Origin of the sequence: Novosphingobium sp. PP1Y (assembly GCF_000253255.1) — a bacterium.
GTDB lineage: Bacteria > Pseudomonadota > Alphaproteobacteria > Sphingomonadales > Sphingomonadaceae > Novosphingobium.
In genome coordinates this window covers 823,565-843,743 of record NC_015583.1, presented here as the reverse complement: position 1 = coordinate 843,743, position 20,179 = coordinate 823,565, and the positions used below count along the sequence as shown (strand labels likewise).

13 protein-coding genes and 1 pseudogene are annotated in these 20,179 nt (G+C 60.7%); 10 read left to right on the top strand and 4 right to left on the bottom strand.

The features are described from left to right. Positions 1-99: 99 nt before the first annotated feature. Positions 100-513 carry a cupin domain-containing protein gene (locus PP1Y_RS04690; RefSeq protein ID WP_148274840.1) on the bottom strand — a complete coding sequence of 138 codons (414 nt, stop codon included), beginning with the start codon at positions 511-513 and terminating at the stop codon, positions 100-102. A 111-nt stretch (positions 514-624) separates the two neighbouring features. Further along, a complete protein-coding gene (gene gcvA, locus PP1Y_RS04685; protein WP_013836940.1) occupies positions 625-1,521 on the bottom strand; it encodes a transcriptional regulator GcvA in 897 nt (298 codons plus the stop codon). A gap of 156 nt (positions 1,522-1,677) precedes the next feature. Here gcvA and PP1Y_RS04680 point away from each other — a divergent pair, with 156 nt between their 5' ends. The 8 genes and pseudogenes from PP1Y_RS04680 (at position 1,678) to PP1Y_RS04645 (ending at position 14,918) form a co-directional block, all read left to right on the top strand. Further along, positions 1,678-3,747, top strand: coding sequence for a glycoside hydrolase family 3 N-terminal domain-containing protein (locus PP1Y_RS04680; RefSeq protein WP_232512256.1), 2,070 nt, complete (start codon positions 1,678-1,680; stop codon positions 3,745-3,747). Further along, positions 3,744-4,889 (top strand): alpha/beta hydrolase, encoded by a 1,146-nt coding sequence (locus tag PP1Y_RS04675; RefSeq protein ID WP_051009954.1) that lies wholly within the window; start codon positions 3,744-3,746, stop codon positions 4,887-4,889. Before PP1Y_RS04680 ends, PP1Y_RS04675 begins: the two co-directional genes overlap by 4 nt. 75 nt (positions 4,890-4,964) lie before the next feature. Continuing rightward, entirely contained in the window at positions 4,965-6,173 is a 1,209-nt protein-coding gene (pcaF, locus tag PP1Y_RS04670; protein WP_013836936.1) for a 3-oxoadipyl-CoA thiolase, read from the top strand. Positions 6,174-6,204: 31 nt separating this feature from the next. Beyond that, the gene (locus PP1Y_RS04665; protein WP_013836935.1) at positions 6,205-8,220 is read left to right on the top strand and encodes a 3-hydroxyacyl-CoA dehydrogenase NAD-binding domain-containing protein; all 2,016 of its coding nucleotides are present in this window, start codon (positions 6,205-6,207) and stop codon (positions 8,218-8,220) included. Between the two features lie 158 nt (positions 8,221-8,378). After that, complete coding sequence (locus tag PP1Y_RS04660; protein WP_148274838.1) at positions 8,379-9,698, top strand: MFS transporter; 1,320 nt, start codon at positions 8,379-8,381, stop codon at positions 9,696-9,698. Positions 9,699-9,725: 27 nt separating this feature from the next. After that, entirely contained in the window at positions 9,726-10,553 is an 828-nt protein-coding gene (locus tag PP1Y_RS04655) for an enoyl-CoA hydratase/isomerase family protein (RefSeq protein WP_148274837.1), read from the top strand. Beyond that, the gene (locus tag PP1Y_RS04650; RefSeq protein ID WP_013836932.1) at positions 10,550-12,628 is read left to right on the top strand and encodes an acetate--CoA ligase family protein; all 2,079 of its coding nucleotides are present in this window, start codon (positions 10,550-10,552) and stop codon (positions 12,626-12,628) included. The genes PP1Y_RS04655 and PP1Y_RS04650 overlap by 4 nt, the downstream gene beginning before the upstream one ends. A gap of 1,193 nt (positions 12,629-13,821) precedes the next feature. Further along, positions 13,822-14,918: pseudogene (locus PP1Y_RS04645) on the top strand (IS630 family transposase). Between the two features lie 121 nt (positions 14,919-15,039). On the opposite strand, the gene PP1Y_RS04640 reads toward PP1Y_RS04645, so the two are convergent. Next, positions 15,040-16,755 carry a thiamine pyrophosphate-requiring protein gene (locus tag PP1Y_RS04640; RefSeq protein ID WP_013836928.1) on the bottom strand — a complete coding sequence of 572 codons (1,716 nt, stop codon included), beginning with the start codon at positions 16,753-16,755 and terminating at the stop codon, positions 15,040-15,042. Between the two features lie 119 nt (positions 16,756-16,874). On the opposite strand from PP1Y_RS04640, the gene PP1Y_RS04635 reads away from it, so the two are divergent. Continuing rightward, entirely contained in the window at positions 16,875-17,819 is a 945-nt protein-coding gene (locus tag PP1Y_RS04635) for a ketopantoate reductase family protein (RefSeq protein ID WP_013836927.1), read from the top strand. Positions 17,820-17,840: 21 nt separating this feature from the next. Next, positions 17,841-19,100 carry an MFS transporter gene (locus tag PP1Y_RS04630; protein ID WP_013836926.1) on the top strand — a complete coding sequence of 420 codons (1,260 nt, stop codon included), beginning with the start codon at positions 17,841-17,843 and terminating at the stop codon, positions 19,098-19,100. 23 nt (positions 19,101-19,123) lie between these two features. Here the strand turns inward: PP1Y_RS04630 and PP1Y_RS04625 are convergent, their stop codons facing one another. After that, entirely contained in the window at positions 19,124-19,978 is an 855-nt protein-coding gene (locus tag PP1Y_RS04625) for a carbon-nitrogen hydrolase family protein (RefSeq protein WP_232512372.1), read from the bottom strand. Positions 19,979-20,179: the final 201 nt, after the last annotated feature.

The following is a 20,179-nucleotide window of genomic DNA, read 5'->3' as shown; positions in this document are numbered from 1 at the left end:
TTGCAACAGAGCCGAAGACCGCATCTGAGCCCGAAATCAACAATGCCATCACAATCACATCGCGGGTGCCCCCCACGCAGAATGAAATGCGCCGCGTCACTATCGTACAGTAGGCAGATCTACCTCAATGAAGACAGCCGGTTCGCTCCCGGTATTCAACAAAGCATGGCCGCTTTCGAACGCACGATACGCCTGTCCTGCAGTCAAAGTGCGAGGTTCGCTTCCATCGTCGCGAAATTCGATCAGTGCACCGGAAAGGATATAGGCAACCGAAGGTCGCTCCAGGTGACCATGCATTGGTAGGCCGCCTCCGGGGGCAAGCGTAATCTTGCGCATCCGTAATTCACGGTCTTTGGACATGTCGAAATCCTTGGGCAAGTCCACGGCGGCAATTACCGAGTTGGACAATCCCGTACGTTCTTTCGGCGGCACAAGCGTTTCCGCGGAAAGACAAGAACTAGCGCTCAACCCACCAAGGGCAAGCAGGAACATTTTCGACTTGTCTATCATCATCTTGATGCCTCCGGAGGCTTGGTACTGATGGTTTGATAGGAAAAAAATGGCAGGCAGGTCACTTTACAATTGTGGTGATTTGCCTTGCTCTTTTGTACTGCTTGGCGTCGCTTAGATAGTTTCTGACTGGGCGCACGTGGCGCTCAGCCACTCGCGAAACAGCCTTACTTTGCGTTCTTCCGTTCGCGTTGCGGGTACTACGAAATAATAGGCCTCATCGGTTTCCGCGATGACATTTGATGGCGCGACCAAGCGCCCCTGTTCGATGTCAGCTTCGACAAAATCAGTTTGCGCCATGGCGAAGCCAATGCCTTCTATTGCGGCCTGATAAGCCATGCTTGAATTTTCAAAACGTAGTTCCTGACTGCCATCTGAGACCTCGCAGCCGGCGGCTTCAAGCCAAAATGACCAGTCCCTTTTTCGAGCAAGTGAGTGAAGCAGAACGCCCCGGCGCAACGCTTCCTCGAACGAGCTGCCTCCCAGTCGTTCGAGTAGGGCCGGCGCGCAGACAGGCGTAAGTCTTACCCCGAGCAATCGGGTGGCCTTCAGTTCCGGCCAGTCGCCCTTACCTACTCTTACAGCGGCGTCGATGGACTCAATATCGAACGAGACCGGCTTAACCGATGCCGTGATCTGCACGTCCAACCCGGGATAGAGCTTGCGGAAACTGGGCATGCGCGGAATCAGCCAACGCAGTGCCATGGTCGTATAAGCTTGGATATTCAGCATTTCGCGCGGCCGCTTTGCGCGTAGCCCTGCGGTTGCCTTGTCGATCAGATCAAACGCAGGAGTAATGTCCTTTAAATAACGTTCTCCCATCGGGGTCAACTTGATTGCACGATGATGACGCTCGAACAGGATTACGCCGGTCGTATTCTCCAACAGCTTAACCTGACGGCTCACTGCCGCTGGTGTCACGTGCAACTCGCTTGCGGCCGCAGAGAGGCTGAGATGCCGCCCCGCTGCTTCGAACGCCTTCAGAGGGTTGAGTGGAGGAAGTCGGCGCAAGTACAAATCTCCAACTTGAGGTGAAGGGTAGCGTAGCGTCTCTTCGAGACTAGTTATGCATTACAAAAAGTCAAACATCTCGAGCAAATTATCGAGTGAGCTCTGAGGCCGGTACGATATGATCACAGCGTCACCTTCTCCTTCCGATAGGAGCGGTTGCGTACCTTTGCCGAACCATTTGCGATGGAGATTCAAACGACTGATATGGCTTGTCGATCGGTCTATGTCCCGTTTAATCGCGCAACGGTGCTCCGAATTACGGCACCCCTACTGGTAACCATGTTGATGGTAGGGCCTGCCTCCGGCGCAGATCGTCGGTCGCAGCCAGAGATCGCGGGTGGTGGCGTACCGGTACTCAAGATTGACGGATTGCGGTTCCGCGATCTGGACCGGGACGGTCATCTATCACCTTTCGAGGATTGGCGCATTCCGCCGGAGCGTCGCGCGCACGATTTGGTCCGTCGCATGACCCTTTCCGAGAAGGCAGGTGCGATGATGCATGATGCACTGCCGGTGAAGGATAATATCTACGATATGGAGGCCCTGCGCACGCTGGTGCTCCAAGACAAGATGTCCAGCTTTATTGGGCGGCTGGCTGCTGACGGGCGCATACTTGCGCAGCAGGCCAATGCCGCACAGGCGGTGGCGGAAAGCGCACGCATCGCCATTCCGCTGACCATTAGCACCGATCCGCGTAGCCATTTTCAGGTTACAGACGGGGCAAGCGTTGCCGCCGTTTCCATGTCGAAATGGCCCGAAACCACCGGCTTTGCCGCTATCGGCGATCCCGCCTTGGTGGAGCATTTCGCGTCGATCGCGCGACGTGAGTATCGCGCGGCAGGCTTCAACATGGTTCTTGCGCCGCAGGCTGATCTGGCGACCGAACCGCGATGGCCGCGCATCAACGGAACCTTTGGCGAGGACCCTGTGCGGGTGCGCGCCATGGTAGCGGCCTATGTCCGTGGTTTTCAGGGCGGTCCGCGCGGGCTGGCTTCGGGCGGAATACCTGCGGTGGTCAAGCATTGGGTGGGCTACGGCGCATCCGACAAGGGCTATGACGGGCACAGCCATTACGGCCGCTTCGCGACGCTGGACCGCCAAAGCCTGAAAATTCACGCCGATGCTTTCAAGGGCGCCTTTGCCGCAGGGGTCAGCGGCGTCATGCCCGCCTATTCGATTGTGCGCGTCGGGAACGAGAGTAATTCGCGCTTCCCGCCCGTGGGTGCTGCATTCAACCGGCATCTCATCACCGACCTGCTACGCAAGCGTTACGGCTTTCGGGGCATAGTGCTTTCAGATTGGGGCATTACCCGCGATTGCGGAGACCTGTGCCGTAACGGCTTTCCCGCCGGTGTCATGCCGACACGCGAAGGTTTCTCTACCGCCTGGGGCCAGGAGGATGCGCGTGCGGAAGAGCGCTTTGCTCGGGCCGTGGCGGCAGGGGTGGACCAGTTCGGCGGCGTTTCTGACAGCGGCCCCCTGGTATCGGCTGTATTGCAACACTTCATAAGCGAGGCCCGGATCGACAGGTCCGTCGAGCGAATTATGGCGCTGAAGTTTCGGACGGGCTTGTTCGAAAATCCCTATGTCGATCCGAATGAAGCCGATCGCCTGTCAGACGCATCGCAATTCCGTTCCGAAGGCCTGAGAGCGCAGGCGCGCGCGCTTACCATTTTGAAACGGGATCCAGCCAACATGCCTTTGCCGCGTGGGCGCAAGGTGTGGTCACTGGGACTGGCAGCGGACGTTGCGAGGGCGCATGGCCTGGTTCCCGTTGAACGACCGGAAGAGGCTGACTTCGGCATTGTCAGGCTTGCTGCACCCTGGAAGGGCGAGCATCCCCAATACTATTACGGTTCGCGTCAGCATGAAGGCAGCCTGGCGTTTCAGGGAAATGATCCTGTTTATGCCCGCCTGCGTGAGGCCGCAGAAAAAATCCCGGTCATCGCGGTCGTCTATCTGGACCGACCGGCGATACTGTCGCAGCTCGTTCCGCATGTATCCGGTCTTGTCGTCGATTTCGGCGCCAGTGACGAAGCTCTGCTTGACGGGCTTTCCGGTAAGGTCATGCCGGAGGGCCATCTACCCTTTGAACTTCCGTCCTCCGAAGCGGCGGTAGAGAACCAGCGGGGCGATCTGCCCCATGACAGTGCCATGCCGCTATTTCCGATCGGTTTCGGTCTTTCCCTGACCGGCACGGCTAACAATGAAAAGGTTACGCCATGACAGTATTCATGCCGCGCCTCATTGGTGCCGCGCTCGCCAGTGCGCTTCTGCTCGCTGCCCCGGTTCCCGCCGAAGCAAAGGGGACGTCTACGCTCGTGGCCGAGCGCGGGAATTTCTATGTAGGTGGGCGCGATGTGGAACGTGATAGTTCGATCGTGCGCATTCAGTCGATGTTCGTCGAATACATGATCCCCGCGCGGCGTACCAGGAAAACGCCGATCGTGCTTGTCCATGGTAATTACCAAAGCGGGGCGGGCTTTCTCTCCACGCCCGATGGGCGGTCGGGCTGGGCTGAACGGTTCTTGCGCGCGGGCTATGCCGTTTATATCGTGGATCAACCCATGCGGGGACGTTCGCCCTATCATCCCGAGACAGATGGTCCTGCTTCGGTGATGACGGCAGCGCAGCTGGAACGGCTGTTCACCGCGCCGGATCCCGCAACATCGGCCCCCCAGACAAAGCTGCACACGCAGTGGCCCGGGACGGGACGGGCAGGCGATCCGGTGTTCGAGCAGTTTCGGGCTTCCCAGCAGCCGTCGGTGCAAGGGCCGGCAGACAAGATCGACGCCATTGTGCGGTCGGCCGTGAATGACCTATTGCATAAAATTGGCCCGGCCGTGGTGCTGACCCATTCCCGCGCCGGTACTTTCGGCTGGGAAGCCGCCGACGATGCGCCGGAACTGGTAAAGGCCGTGATAGCCATAGAGCCCAATGGGCCGCCCTTCTTCAATCCGGACGGGGCCGACGGCAAGGAGCCGGCAACAAGGGCGCGGCCATGGGGCGTGACCTATGATCATATGACCTTCGATCCGCCGGTCGCTTCGCCGGATGAGATCCGGATCGAGCGGGAGAAAAAGGCGGACGGGCCCGACCTCCTGCCCTGTTGGTTGCAGAAGGATACCCCTCGCACGCTTCCACACCTTGCAAAGGTGCCGGTGCTGATAGTGGTAGGCGAGGCATCCTATCATGCCCCCTATGACCACTGCACTGCGCGCTTTCTGAAGCAGGCGGGCGTGCCCGTTACCTTCATGCGATTGGAAGACAAGGGCATCCGGGGGAACGGACACATGATGATGCTCGAGCGCAACAGCGATGCCATCGCGGACCAGCTTGTCGGGTGGCTGAACAAGACGGCGCATTGAGCCACGAGCGGCGATGTGACCTTCGGGAAGTGATTATTCGCCCATTGGAAATGGTGCGACAGGAGAGGAATTGACATGGCGGAAGCCTTTCTTTGTGATGCTGTGCGGACGCCTATCGGGCGCTATGGCGGCGGGCTTGCCACGGTGCGGGCAGATGATCTTGGCGCGGTTCCGCTGAAGGCGCTGATGGCCCGTAATCCTTCCATTGATCCGGCGCGGATCGATGACGTGTTTTATGGGTGCGCCAATCAGGCTGGCGAGGATAATCGCAACGTCGCCCGCATGAGCTTGCTGTTGGCCGGCCTGCCTGCCTCCGTTCCCGGCGTTACGGTCAACCGCCTGTGTGCGTCGGGCCTGGAGGCGGTGGGCGCAGCGGCCAGGGCCATCCGCGTGGGCGACATTGCGTTAGCAATTGCCGGGGGCGTCGAAAGTATGTCGCGGGCGCCGCTCGTGATGGGCAAGGCACTCGGCGCGTTCGACCGCGCACAGAAAATCGAAGATACGACCATGGGCTGGCGCTTCGTCAATCCGGCGCTTAATGCGCTTTACGGGACGGACACGATGCCGCGCACGGCCGAGACTGTCGCCAGCGAGTTCGCCATTTCGCGCGCCGATCAGGACAGCTTCGCCTTGCGCAGCCAGCAAAGGGCGGTTGCGGCCCGCGAAGCCGGAATTCTGGAGCAGGAAATAACCCCTGTCCTGGCGTCGGCAGGAAAGCACGGCGAAAAGGTGGAGATTGCCACTGACGAGGGGCCGCGCCCCGGATCCACGCTTGAAACGCTCGCCGGGCTCAAACCGCTCTTGGGACCGGAAGGAACGATTACAGCCGGCAATGCCTCCGGTATCAATGACGGTGCCGCCGCCATCATCTTGGCAAGTGAAGAGAGTGCGCGAGCCCACGGGCTGGTGCCGCGCGCCAGAATTCTTGGCATGGCGTCGGCAGGGGTTGAACCGCGTATAATGGGGATCGGCCCGGTGCCGGCCACGCGCCGACTGCTGGAGCGATTGGGTCTGCGGATCGAGGATTTCGACGCGATCGAGCTGAATGAGGCCTTTGCTAGCCAGGCACTGGCGGTCTTGCGTCAGCTTGGCTTGCCCGACGATGCGCCGCATGTGAACGCCAATGGCGGCGCGATCGCTTTGGGGCATCCGCTGGGCATGAGCGGCGCGCGCATTGTTATGGCTCTGCTCGGTCAGTTGGAACGTACCGGCGGCCGCCTAGGCCTGGCTACTCTGTGCGTCGGCGTCGGGCAGGGTCTCGCGCTGGCCGTGGAACGCACCTGATGACCACCCCGACCTCTTGCGAAGGAAACCCATGACCAGTCCCGTCACCGTTTCCACCCATAACGGTGTCCTCATCGTCAGCTGCGACAGCCCCCCCGTCAATGCCCTGGGCGCCGGAGTACGGGCAGGCCTGCTTGAAGGTCTAACGCTTGGACTTGATGATCCGGGGGTGGAGGCGATTATCTTCGCCTGCGCGGGGCGCACGTTCTTCGCGGGCGCGGACATTGCAGAGTTCGGCAAACCCATGAAGACGCCGTCGCTGTCCGATCTGGTGGTCTGCATCGATAATGCCCACAAACCCGTGATCGCCGCGATTCACGGTACGGCGCTGGGCGGCGGCTGCGAACTGGCGCTCGCCTGTCATTATCGTGTCGCCACGAGATCGGCGAAGATCGGCCTTCCGGAAGTAAGACTGGGGCTTGTGCCCGGAGCTGGCGGAACCCAACGCCTGCCGCGTCTAGTCGGCATCGCGATGGCGCTGGAGATGGCTGCTCTGGGTGAGCCCATGTCAGCTGCGCGGGCAAAGGACATCGGGCTGGTCGATGCGGTGACAGCTGATGGCGCGCTAGTGGAACATGCCCTAGGTCTTGCGCGGACCGTGGCGCGCCAGCGCCCCTTGCCTCGCGTCTCGGAACAAAGGGTCGTGCCGGATCCCGAAGCCATCGCGCAATTCCGCCACACCCACGCCCGCCGCATTGCCGGCCTTCATGCATCCACGATGGCGATCACCTGTATCGAAAAGGCGGCCGAGCTACCTTTCGCGGAAGGCCTTGCATTCGAACGCGCCACGTTCATGCGCTTGATGGCCGATCCACGATCGGCTGCCCAGCGCCATGTCTTCTTTGCCGAACGGCAGGCTGCGCGGATCGACGGTATCGGATCGGATATCGCTGCACGCTCTGTCGAAAGGGTCGGCATCATCGGTGCCGGCACGATGGGCAGCGGCATCGCTATCAATTTCCTTTCGGCAGGGCTCGCTGTGACGCTGCTCGAAACTTCCGCCGATGCGTTGAAGCGGGGGCAGGAACAGATTGCGAATACCTTCAGTAGTAATGTGGCAAAGGGGCGAATGACCGCGCGGCAGGCCGAACAGGCTCTAGCACTGCTCGACGTGAAGTTAGATTTCGATGCACTCGGCGCATGCGACCTGGTGATCGAGGCCGTGTTCGAGAACATGAACATCAAGAAGGACATTTTCGCCCGGCTAGATCACGTGGCGCGGGAGGGGGCGATCCTGGCTTCCAATACCTCCTATCTCGATCTGGATGAGATAGCCGCTACCACATCCCGGCCCAGCGACGTGGTTGGCCTGCATTTCTTCTCTCCCGCGCATATAATGAAACTGCTCGAAGTGGTTCGCGGCAATTGCACGGCGCCAGATGTGCTTGTCACCGCCATGGCGTTGGCACGGCGCATCGGCAAGGTCGCCGTGGTGGCTGGAGTGACTCCAGGCTTCATCGGCAACCGCCTGCTGCGCTGCAGGCAAAACGAGGCCATGAACCTGCTGCTTGAAGGTGCCACGCCCGAGCAGATTGACTGCGTTCACCGGAATTTCGGAATGCCGATGGGCCCCTTTCAAATGACGGACCTCGCGGGAGTGGATATCGGCTGGCACCGCGATCCCGCGCGGGTCGAAACCATCCGTGAGGCACTTTGCGCGGAGGGACGCTGGGGCCAGAAGACCGGCGCGGGTTTCTATGACTATGACGAGCGCCGCAAGCCGCACCCCTCGCCGCGCGTGGCAGAAATCCTGCAGGAATTCCGCAAGAAGCGCAAATCTTCCGAACGCGCGATCAGCGATGACGAAATCCTCGCGCGGACGCTGTTTCCCATGGTGAACGAGGGCGCCTTGCTCCTACTGGAAGGCAAGGCGCAGCGTGCGTCGGATATCGATGTGGCATGGGTGTACGGCTACGGCTGGCCAGCGTGGCGCGGCGGGCCGATGTTCTGGGCGCGGGAGCAGGGTTTCGAAAAGATCGCCGCCGCGCTGGAGATGTATGGCTTTGTTGTCGCGCCTAACCTGCGGGACGTTCTCGAGACGCCATGACGGGCGACGGTTCTGGCCGCATCGGATTACAAAAAGTCAGCCTTGGTGACAGGATAAATTGCGTGAAAGTCGAACCACGCTGCTGCATCTCGAAATAGAACGGTCTGCGCGAAATCGGCCGTCGGCAAGATTCCATAATATAATGTGGAGAGTGGTTCATGATAGAAGTGGCATCGATGGCAGGAAGGAATGGGGCAGTCCTGCCTGAGGAGGACCACTCCAGACAGAGTCGAAGAGCCGCGGTCGGTAGCGTCGTTGGTAGCGCTATAGAATGGTACGATTTTATTCTCTATAGTATTGCTGCAGGACTTGTTTTTCCTAAGGTCTTCTTTCCCGAATCAGATCCCTTTACCGCCCTGATAAATTCGTACGGCATCTTTGCGGTAGGTTTTCTCGCCAGGCCGGCGGGGGCGATAATTTTTGGCCATCTGGGTGACCGGCTGGGCCGTAAGGGAACTCTGGTGGGGACGCTGATCCTGATGGGGATCGGCACCTTTTCCGTCGCGTTTGTTCCGGGGCACGAAACGATCGGTGCGTGGGGCGCGGTAATCCTTGTCATTCTGCGCTTCGTGCAGGGCGTGGGAGTGGGAGGCGAGTGGGCTGGCGCGGTCCTTGTCTCGCTGGAATGGAGCAAGCCGCGCAGCCGTGGCCTTTCCGCCAGCTGGCCGCAGATTGGCGTTCCATTGGGCCTGGTTCTGGCAAATCTCGTTTTCGCCCTGGCCAGCTATCAAAGCGGCGATTCCTTTCTCGACCGGGGCTGGCGCTTGCCATTCCTGTTGAGTGGCGGACTGGTCCTGATCGGTCTGTACCTGCGCTTCGCGCTCGACGAGACGCCGGTGTTCCGCAAGATGGAGGAAGAAAAGAGAATTGAGAAAGCACCGGTAGTGCAGGCGGTGCGCAAGACCTGGCGCAAGATTCTGACGGTTTCCTTCCTGCGCATGGCTGAAATGTCCATGTTCCAGATCATGACCGTGTTCGTATACACGTATTGCACGCAGGTTCTGGGGTTTGAGCGTTCCTTCGTGCTGGTGGCGGTCATGACTGCCGCAATTCTCCAGGCTATTTCGATTCCCGTGTTCGGCGCGATGTCCGATCGTGTCGGCCGCAAGCGTATTTTCCGCGCCGGGGCCCTGGCTGCATTGCTGTTCGGTTTTGTCTATTTCACGGTCCTTGGCACCGGCCATCCCAGCGCCGTGTTCGTGGTTATCGCCCTGTCGCTGGTTCCCCATGCAATGATGTACGGGTCCGAAGCGGCGCTAGTGACGGAAAATTTCAGCAGCGAACTGCGCTACAGCGGTTCTTCCCTTGGCTATCAACTGGCCTCGCTGATTGGAGGGGGGCCCACGCCCTTCATCACGGCCAGCCTCTTCCATTTCGATCAATCTGGCTATGCGATTGCCGCCTATCTGGGGGCGACCTGCCTGGTCTCGCTCGCGGCGCTGTCGTTCCTGCGCGAGACGCGGGGCTCAGCCGATTGAACGCCTACATTACCCAGGAGTGATTCAATGAACGACCATCGGCCAGTGACAACCCTAACCGACGACGCGGCCATTCTTATGGACGTCGCAGAGGGTATTGCGACAATTACTCTCAACCGTCCGCACGTCCGCAATGCCATCGACGATGAAATGCGCGCGGATTTCGTAAAGGCGTTGGATCAGGTGGCGAAGGACGATGCCATCCGCGCGCTTGTGGTGACGGGAGCCGGGAAAGGCTTCTGCTCCGGCGGCGACGTCAAGAACATGAAAGCGCGTCTTTCCGCTCCAGCGGGCCAGATCGCAGGCAATGGCTGGCGCCGGCAACAGCGCACGCATCATGCCATGGCAGCGCTGCACACGCTTCCCAAGCCGACCATCGCGGCGGTAAACGGCGCTGCGATGGGCCTGGGCTGCGATCTGGCCTTGTGCTGCGACTTCATCATCGCTGCCGATGCGGCGATTTTCGCCATGACCTATGTCTTGCGCGGCCTGATTCCCGATGGCGGTGGCCTGTATTTCCTGCCGCGCAGGGTGGGGCTGAGCATGGCCAAGCAACTGATCTTCTCGGGCCGCCGGCTGGCTCCGGCTGAGGCGCTGGAAATCGGCATGATCGATCGCGTCACAAGTTCGGACCGCCTGCTGGACGATGCCCGCACTTGGGCGGCCGAGATTGGTGCGGGGGCGCCTACGGCGCTGGCCCTTTCCAAGTCGATCCTTGACCAGAGCATGGAGCTTACCATGGATCAGGTTTTCGCCATGGGCAGTCAGGCCCAGGCTATCTGCTATACGTCGTCGGAACACCTGACTTCGGTTTCCGAGTTCCTGGCCCGTTCCAGCGGGGAAGCCGCGCGATGAATGCCCTTGCGGCCTTGCTGCGGCCAAGAAGCGTCGCTGTGGTCGGGGCTTCGGCCGATCCCGGGAAGATGACCGGACGGCCAGTGCCCTATCTTGTCCGGCACGGGTTTCCCGGGACTATTTATCCGGTCAATCCGCGTGCTTCCGAAATTGGGGGGATCAAGGCCTGGCCGGATATCGCTTCCCTGCCGGAGGCGCCTGATGCTGCGATTATCCTGCTTGCCCCCGATGCGGCGATAGAAGCCGTGCGAGCCCTGTCGGCGCGGGGCACGAAAGCAGCGATCGTCCTGGCCAGCGGATTTGCGGAAGGTGGCGCTGAAGGGCAGGCCCGCCAGGCCGCGCTGCGTGAAGCAGCCGGAGCCATGCGCATCCTGGGGCCGAACACGATCGGCCTCGTCAATCTTTCCGATCGTGTCACGTTGTCCGCATCGGGTGCGCTTGAGGCCCCCGGTATGGCCGCTGGCGCTATCGGGCTCATTTCCCAGAGCGGTGGAATATTGGGCTCGCTTCTGTCCCGGGCCATAGACCGGGGCATCGGCTTTTCGAAGCTGATCGCCACCGGCAATGAAGCTGATCTGGATAGTGCCGATTTTATTGAAGCTCTTGTCGAGGATGACGCGACCCGCGTGATCGCCCTCTACATGGAGGGACTGCGCCGGCCCGATGCCTTTCGCCGCGCCGCACTGGCTGCGCGGGCAAAGGGAAAGCCGGTCGTGGTATTCAAGGTCGGTCGATCGGAACTTGGTGCAAAGGCCGCAGTCTCCCACACGGGCGCGCTGGCGGGGGAGGACCGGGTTTATGATGCGATGTTCCGCCAGCTGGGTGTCATTCGCGTAACGACGTTTTCCGACTTGCTGGATGTCCCCGCCGCGCTTGCGGCAAATCGGTGGGCGCCGGGGCGTAATGTCGCGGTCCTCACGTCGACGGGCGGCGCGGCAACGCTGCTCGCCGACGCCTGCGGCACGGCGGGTTTTGGCTTGCCCGATCCTGATGAGACGACCTCGTCGCAACTGATCGAAAAAGCGGAGGTGGAATCATCTGCCGCGTCGCATAATCCCGTCGACGTGACACTGGCAGGTTTGAAGACTGACCTGTTCCGCGAATCCATCCGCACCCTGCTGGCGAGCCCATCCTATGATGCGGTTGTTGTGGTGATTGGTTCTTCGGCGTTGGCCCAGCCGGATATCGTTGCTCAGGCCATGCTCGATGCGCAGTCGTCCAGCGACAAGCCCTTGCTTGCCTACGTCAGTCCTCATGCGCCGACAATTCTCCAGCGGCTTAACCAGGCGGGTATCCCTGCTTTTGCCAATCCCGAAAGCTGCTCCACCATTCTGGAGGCGCTGCAAGCTGGCTCGATGACGGAAACGGTCCGTTCGGCACGTCCTGCAGCGACGCTTCCCGATCTACCAGACGCCGGCGGAATGCTGGACGAGGCGCGGAGCAAAGCGCTATTCGCCGCATTTGGCGTAAACGGCGTGCCTGAGCAGGCCTGCGCCGACGCTAGTGGGGCCGAGACGGCTGCCCGCGCGATGGGTGGCATGGTCGTCCTGAAGCTGCTTGATGATCGCGTTGCCCACAAGAGCGAGCTGGGTGGCGTGCGCATTGGGCTGCAGGCAGATGAAATCGCCGAGGCCTGCACTGATATCGACGCCTCGCTTTCCCGCAAAGGGCTGGGCAAGGCGCAGGGCTTTCTGGTTCAGAGACTGGTTTCGGACGGCATCGAGATGATCCTGGGACTTCGCCGCGATCCGCAGTTCGGGCAGATGGTCTTGCTGGGCATGGGCGGCGTGACGGCCGAATTGCTGCGCGACAGCACGATCAGGGTACTCCCGATCAGTCGGAAGGATGCCAGAGCCATGGTCGGAGAGCTGCGTCTGGCGCCCTTGTTGACAGGCTTTCGTGGTTCCGAACCTCGCGATGTCGAGGCGTTGGTCGACGCGATTATGGCCTTTGCCTCCATGGGCGAAGCGCTTGATGAGCGGATCGTGGAGGCGGAAATCAATCCTCTCTTCGTGATGCCGCAAGGCGAGGGCGTGATAGCCGCCGATGGTCTTGCCGTCCTTGCACCGGCCTGACACTTGCTGATGCGGCCGGGCGGCAAAGCGCCGCCCGACCGCATCACGCTGATCTACGCTAATCTGGAAAGCCAGCAACGGGCCAACGAAAATGCCCTGCCCTAAATCCCGCTTTCGGCAGCCCTCCAGGGCAAGGTCATCATACAGATAATGGCGGAGAACATAGCAGTCCGAGTCACCGAGCGAGTTGCTGCAGCGACCGATTCGCCACCGATGATGTTCGCGATTGCAGACGCGCAAGCGTCATTCGTCTCGCGCATCCGCATCCTCGGTTACCTCAAAGGTTCTGAATGGCGAGGCAACTGATCTGAATGCATCTCGAAGATCGCCGGCCAAGACTGTGCCCCAATACCCCTTTCACGCAGGAAATGGGCGTCGGGCACTATGGGCATCGATTGCCTTTTCGACTCGCCCCGTCGCCAGGTCAGGCCAGAGCGCGCAATGCTTGCGCAATTTCAAATTTTTCGAAAATCATCCTGAACGCTTGAAACCAACGATCTTGAGCGACACACACGGGGAAAAAGGCTGCCAAAGATCCTCAATCAACCACATCAGACTTTCCATGCAGAAGCCCAAAAAAGGGTTTGAACATTTTAATATAAGCCACTGATCCACGAAAATTCACAAGCAAAATTGCCTAAACACCCTCAATACGGCGATTGAAAAAAATCCGATGTGCAGTAAAGTTCGACGGCACTTAAGCCTCATAATATTCTCTTCGAAACGCGTTTAGCGCGGCTTTTAACTTGCGCGCCAAATAATCTGATTCGCGTTCAATTTCTCATTGGGTTGATCAGGCTCACTATTAGTCGCAATTTTCTTTTCCTCTTCTTGGCAGCAGCGATGGCGGACAGGAGGCATCGGGCCTCCGTTCAATCAGTCCCGTGTTTGGGACCGAGGCCGGAAGATGCAGCGCCCATGTCCCGCCAAGTTCAGCCCGGAGCCTCAACAGTTGGTCACAAGCCGTGGCCAGTCCGCAATGCTCGGAGCGCCCGTAAAAGGGCCATATTTCGGCTTGGAATTAAGCGCTTACCAAACACCTCTGCGCACTCGAACTAAGAAGAATGACCGGCGGACCAAAGGCGATAGATCACATATTTCTCGTTCACGGTACTTGGGCGAGACCTAGTCATCTGGAACTGAAATAGATAGCATTGTATGCATGTCATGGGGATAGACATGGGGCGCAGGCAATGAGGGGAAGGCAGGCAGAGGCAGTTGTATTGAGCGAAGAGGAGCGAAGCTTTCTCGAAGCTCAGGTCCGCCGCCACAAGGCGCCTCGTTCGTTATCGGATCGCTGCCGAATGGTGCTGCTGTGTGCGCAAGGGCTTTAAAGTAAGGAAGTAGCCGAACGCCTTGGTGTCCACGAACACACGGTAGGAAAATGGCGCCGGCGGTTCGCGGCTGATGGCATTGAAGGGCTAACCGACGAATATCGTGCGGGGAGACCCCGCACAGCATCGGATGCGCAGGTAGCTCGGGTGATTGAGTCCAGACTGAACACCACGCCGAAGGACGCCACGCATTGGTCGATCCGCTCGATGGCAGCCGAGTCTGGGCTGTCGCACACCACAATTCGCCGGATCTGGGGGCGTTTGGCCTGCAGCCCCATCGGTCTGAAACATTCAAGCTTTCTACCGATCCACTGTTCGTGGACAAGGTGCAGGACATAGTTGGCCTTTACCTGTCGCCGCCGAACCGGGCGATCGTGCTGTGCGTGGATGAAAAGTCTCAGATCCAGGCGCTGGATCGCGAACAGCCGGTCCTGCCCATGGCGCCAGGGGTGCCCGAGCGGCGGACCCATACTTACGTCCGCAACGGCACGACTTCGCTGTTTGCGGCGCTCGACATCGCCACCGGCGCGGTGATCGGCAAGTGCTACAAAAGACACCGGGTCACCGAGTTTCTCGACTTCCTCAAGAAGATCGACGCCGCGATGCCCAAGGGCCCCGACCTGCACCTCGTGATGGACAACTATGCCACCCACAAGACCCCGAAGATCAAGGCCTGGCTGGCACGTCGCCCGCATTGGCATGTGCACTTCACACCCACATCAGCGTCCTGGATCAATCAGGTCGAGCGCTGGTTCGCCGAATTGACGCGCAAGCAATTGCAGCGCGGCGTTCACCGATCAACCGCGGAACTCGAGGCCGACATCACTGCTTTCATCGCGGCTCACAACGAAAATCCCAAGCCTTACAAATGGGTCAAGTCCGCCGACGATATCCTCGCCTCCGTCAAACGGTTCTGCCAAAAAACAATGAGCCGAACTTCGGATTCAGATGACTAGGACCAGCGGCCGTCGAACGCCGCGCCAATAGGCCGGACAGATGACCATACCCCGACAGATCAGATCATCAACTCCATTTAACCCTCGCAGCGCAGGAGCCATCCACAGATGACAGCACCGTTCAGAGCGATGGAATCACGATCTCAAGCACAGCGCTGCGCCTCTCGTCCCGTACCACCGTCAGCGCTTCCTTGATCGCAGCATCAACTTCGGTCGGCAGCGTCAGGCGCTTACCCCATGCTCCTCCGGCTGCGGCCGCAATGCCGACATAGTCGGGCGCGGGTTCGAAGCTGACGTCGATGTTCTCGGCTGCGGCCGCATAGCCCGACGGATGCACCGCGAGTGTCGACAGCTTCGGTGATTTCCACCCGCCGTTATTGAACACGACATGGAGAAACGGCGTGTCGTAGCGGCGCGCCATCCAGTGCACGCTAGTGGGCACTGAGAACATGAACGAGCCGTCTCCGGTCAGAGCGATCACGGTCTTGTCCGGCTGCGCAAGCTTTACGCCGATCGCCGCGCCGCCGTGCCAGCCGAGTGACCCGCCGCCGCTGGTAAACATCGATCCTGGACGGGTCGGTGCGAGATGGTTGAAGATCGCCTGATAATTCGAAATTCCCTCGTTCACGATCAGCGTGGTTTCGTCGACGTGCCGCCGCAGCCGCGAGAGAAAGAATTCAGAGGTCAGCGCCCTGCCCTCGCCCGCCGCCTCACGTGATTCGAGGACCTCGGCACGCTCGCCATGAAGCCGCATATAGTGCGCGGTCCGCTCGATCAGCGCGTCCTCGTCCACGGACTGCGTATCGAGCCAGGCGTGAAGCTGTGCGAGACAAGTGGCCGCATCGGCCTGGAACGCGGCAAGCGCGGGTATGTCGGCCAAGGGCATCTGCTGTTTGAGCGGATCAACGTCGATATGATAGATTTTCGCATCGCGCGCCGGGCGATTGACCGTCGGAATCCAGGGCACATCGCTGTCCATCACGAGGATCACGTCGGCCTCCGCCAGCGCGGCGTTCTGCACGGGTTCGTTCCACTGATTGCCCAGATAGAACGGATCGTTGTGCGGATAGTTCATCCAGGTTGGAACCGATTCCAGCACGCCGATCCCCATCCGGTGGCACAGCGCGGTCAAAGGCTCGACGGCATCCGGATTGCGTCCGAGATAGGTCGTCACCACCAGCGGGCGGCGGGCGGCCAGCAACGCGCGCCCGATCGTCTCGACACCTTCGGGCGGAAGCGCCGCCGGAATCAGCGGCTGGTGCCGCTCGATATCGTTGCCACGCGGCTCGACGGGGGCTTCCATGACCTCGCGCGCGCCCATCAGGTAGGAAGGGCCCTTGGGGTCGGTCCCGGCGAACTGCAACGCGCGGTGGACAAGATGCTTGACGTTGTGACCTGAGCGGATCTCGTTATCGTACTTGACGTAGCCGCGCACGATGCCGCGCTGGTCATGAACATCCTGTATCCATTGGATGAATTCGTTCCGGCTGCCGGTCATCTCTCCGTCCTGTGTGAACGGCGAGGCACCCGCGAAGATCAGCATCGGCGCCCGCCCCTTGGCCGCGTTGTGGACAGCTCCGGCTAGCGCCTGCGTGCCACATTCGACGTGCACGACGACCGCCTGCGGAACGCCGCTGGCCTGCCAGAACCCATGCGCCGCGCTCATGCCGACCATCTCGTTGGGGCAAGTGAAGATGCGCGGGATCGCACTTTCCTCGCTGCGGGCCCTGGCAATCGCCTCGACCATGGCGGGATGGTCACTGCCGAAGTTTGCGAAGATGCAGGAAACCCCGGCCTCGGTCAGGGCATCAAGAAACGCACTGCTCGTCGTATACATCTTCCGCTCCTGTAACTGCCGGAGATTGGCAAAACTAGCGCTCGCAGAATCCCTATTGCACGGCCCGGCCATCTCTGGCAACATAGTTTTATATCAAACTAGTTTTGGGTGTGATTCAAATGTCGGACGGAGATGCGAATCTGGTCAGCAACGTCCTCGTGCTCGGTGCGGGTGCGATGGGCTGCTATTTCGCGGCCCGACTGATTGAGGGTGGAACGCCGGTCACGCTGGTCGATATCGACGAGGCGCGGATCGGCACTCTCAATTCCTCCGGATTGACCGTCGTCGACGATCGTGGCACGCGAAACGTGCCGGTGAGGGCAAGTACCGCGGCCGCGCTGCACGTTCCTGCTAACCTCGTCATCGTTTTCACCAAGGGCATCCACACCGCCACGGCGATGCAACAGATTGCGCATCTGGTGGGGCCGGACACTTTCGCCCTGACCTTGCAGAACGGATTGGGCAACGCTCAGACCATTGCGGAAACGCTCAGCCGGGACCGGGTCATGTTCGGAGTGACCGACGTGCCCGCTGACCTCGTCCCGCCTACCGAAGTGCATTCCCAGGGCAAAGGCAAGATCACCTTCTGGAGCCTTGACGAAGCCGGGGCACCGCAGGCCCACGTGCTGCACGCTCTGTTCGAAGCGGCCGGAATGCAGGCCATGGCCGATCCGTCAGCCGAGATTGCCGTGTGGGAAAAGGTCGCCTTCAACGCCGCGCTCAACGCGCCTTCGGCCATATTGGAATGCCCGGTCGGCGGCCTCGATACCAACGATGGCCGTGCGATTGTCGAAACGGTGGTCGAAGAAACCGTGGCCGTCGCCCACGCCAGCAAAATCGCGGTTGATCCAGCGCGCATCATGGCCCGCGTCAATTACGCTCTTGCCACCCACCGCGAACACAAGCCGTCGATGCTGCAAGACATCCAGGCGAAGCGCCGGACCGAAATCGATCTCATCAATGGCGCTATCGTGGCTGCCGGCGAAGCCGTCGGCGTGTCGGCTCCGGTTACGGCCACGCTTGTCCACCTCGTCAGGGCCAAGGAAGGTTTCGCCCGGACTTAGACCATTTTCAGGGAGTTGCGCATGACCAAATCGGTCGAGGAAAAGCCGGGCTACGAGTTCAAGGCAATCGCCTTGCTGGCGCTGGGCTTCGGCCTGGTCGGGCTCGATCGCTGGCTTATCATGCCGCTGTCGCCTCAGATCATGCGCGATCTCGACCTTGACTACCAGGACATCGGCAACCTGGCGGCGATCCTTGGCCTCAGCTGGGGGCTCTTCGCAATCGTGATGGGTCGCCTTTCCGACAGGATCGGGCGGCGCAAGATCCTGATCCCCGCGATAGTCGCCTTCTCGCTGCTCTCGGGAGCGAGCGGCCTTGCGACGGGCCTCGGGATGCTGCTCCTAGCAAGATTGATGATGGGGGTAGCCGAGGGGGCCTATTGCCCGGCCAGCTATGCCGCCTCGATCGACGCCTCTCCGCCGCAGCGTCGCGGCCTGAACCTCGGTATCATCCAGGGATCGTTCGCGCTGTTCGGTCTGGCGCTCGGCCCGATCATCGCGACCCAGCTGGTGGAACTGGTGTCCTCGTGGCGCATAGTCTTCGGCTTAGTCGCAATACCTGGCCTGATCATCGCGGCGCTGATGTACGTCGTCCTGCGCGAACCGGCTCGCCCTGTCGTCTCCGACGAGCAGCCGAAGCCGCATGTTCCTTGGCTCGACCTGTTCCGTTACCACAATATCCGCATCGCCATGCCCGCCATCTTCTGCGCGATGAGCGGGCTGTTCGTGATTGGATCGCTGACTCCGGTGTTCCTGACCGACGTGATCGGCCTTTCCGGCACGCAGATGGGCTTCGTGATGTCGGGCTTGGGGTTCGGCGGCTTTCTCGGTCAGATTGCCGTTTGCGGCGCGTCTGATGTGCTGGGTCGGCGGGTCACGGCCATCACGGCATTCGTTCTGGCTGCGGCGTCGCTCGCCACCCTTACGCTCTATGCCCAGACGCCAGGTGCGCTTTTCATGCTGCTCTTCTCTTCAGCCTTCTTTTGCTGCGGGGCTATCGCGCTGCTCGCCGGGCCGCTTTCTGGAGAAGCAGTTCCCCCCGCGATCGCTTCGAGTGCGATGGGGCTCGTCATTGGGGCAGGAGAGATTTTCGGTGGCGGCGTCGCCCCCAGCGTGGCGGGCTTCATCGCTCAGCATGCGGGATTGCCGACCGCGTTCCTTACAATTGCCGCAGTCCTGACCTGTGGCGGGATATTGTCGCTGTTCTTCCAGGAAACAGCGCCGCGCGCGTTGGCGCGCCGCGCAGTCGGATCACCGGCCACGGCAGAAGTGGGGGCGCAATGATACCGCGTGTGCCATCCCGATGGTCAGTCCTTGGGGTCGAGCAGTTGCCAGGCGCGCGTCGGCTCTTGCGAGCCCGGACCCTCCAGTGCGCAGCGCGCACTCCTGTCGAGACAGACCTTGAACACGTCGCTGCGCGCGTAATGCCCTACCGGGTCGGCCGCAGCCTTTGCGAGCGCAATGATGCCGAGGTCGATATCGGCGTAAAGCAGCCCTTCCTCATCTGGACGCAACGATTGGCACAGACGCGAGCCATCCGGACCGAAGATCATCGAGGCTCCCCCACCGAGCGGAAGCAGGTCGCGGTGCATGTCCGTCTCGCAAAGCATATCCTGCTGGGCCTTCGTCATGACGCTGGTCGCCGCGATCACGAAGCAGCCGCCTTCGAGGGCGTAAACCTGCGAGACCGCGCTGTTCATCTCTGCTCCAAGGGCATAGGCCTTGCCTTGATACAGCGAGAAGCACGGCCAGGCGGCGATGTGGACCTGTTCATGCATGGCGTACATCGCATATTTGTTGAGCGGATGGACATGTTCCCAGCAGCACAACTGGCCGATCCGCCCCAGCCTGGTTTCATGAACGACAAAATCGCTGCCGTCGCCTTCACCGAAGACGGAACGTTCGACGTGCGTGGCCTTGAGCTTACGCCGCGGGGTCGCGGTTCGCGTATCCGGATCGAGAAAGAGCTGCGCGATATAGAGGCTACCGCCCGCGCGCTCGACATAACCCATCGACACGAAGATATCGTTGTCGATCGCGGCTTGCATAAGGCGCTGCGCCTCAACCCCATCGGCGGTCATCGCATTGTCGAAATAGCGCTGGACGAACTTCATGCCCCAGGCCGGCGCGTCGAGCCAGGCCCAGAAAGGATAGCCCGGAATCCAGCATTCTGGAAAAGCGACCAGGCTGGCCCCTTCACGCGCCGCCTATTCAATCAGCGCGATGGCCTTGTCCACGCTGCCCCGCAGATCGAGAAATTCCGGCGCCGCCTGAACGGCAGCCACTTTATAGGCAGTGATCTTGGTCATCTGGTCACCTCTCGATCTCGGTTTCAGGTGTGGTTTGCACATTCCAGTGGACCC

What these genes read in the sequence shown, in the direction of transcription:
- PP1Y_RS04690 (WP_148274840.1), bottom strand. Translation starts at nt 513, where the DNA reads ATGATGATAGACAAGTCGAAAATGTTCCTGCTTGCCCTTGGTGGGTTG.
- PP1Y_RS04675 (WP_051009954.1), top strand. Translation starts at nt 3,744, where the DNA reads ATGACAGTATTCATGCCGCGCCTCATTGGTGCCGCGCTCGCCAGTGCG.
- pcaF (WP_013836936.1), top strand. Translation starts at nt 4,965, where the DNA reads ATGGCGGAAGCCTTTCTTTGTGATGCTGTGCGGACGCCTATCGGGCGC.
- PP1Y_RS04665 (WP_013836935.1), top strand. Translation starts at nt 6,205, where the DNA reads ATGACCAGTCCCGTCACCGTTTCCACCCATAACGGTGTCCTCATCGTC.
- PP1Y_RS04660 (WP_148274838.1), top strand. Translation starts at nt 8,379, where the DNA reads ATGATAGAAGTGGCATCGATGGCAGGAAGGAATGGGGCAGTCCTGCCT.
- PP1Y_RS04655 (WP_148274837.1), top strand. Translation starts at nt 9,726, where the DNA reads ATGAACGACCATCGGCCAGTGACAACCCTAACCGACGACGCGGCCATT.
- PP1Y_RS04650 (WP_013836932.1), top strand. Translation starts at nt 10,550, where the DNA reads ATGAATGCCCTTGCGGCCTTGCTGCGGCCAAGAAGCGTCGCTGTGGTC.
- PP1Y_RS04640 (WP_013836928.1), bottom strand. Translation starts at nt 16,755, where the DNA reads ATGTATACGACGAGCAGTGCGTTTCTTGATGCCCTGACCGAGGCCGGG.
- PP1Y_RS04635 (WP_013836927.1), top strand. Translation starts at nt 16,875, where the DNA reads ATGTCGGACGGAGATGCGAATCTGGTCAGCAACGTCCTCGTGCTCGGT.
- PP1Y_RS04630 (WP_013836926.1), top strand. Translation starts at nt 17,841, where the DNA reads ATGACCAAATCGGTCGAGGAAAAGCCGGGCTACGAGTTCAAGGCAATC.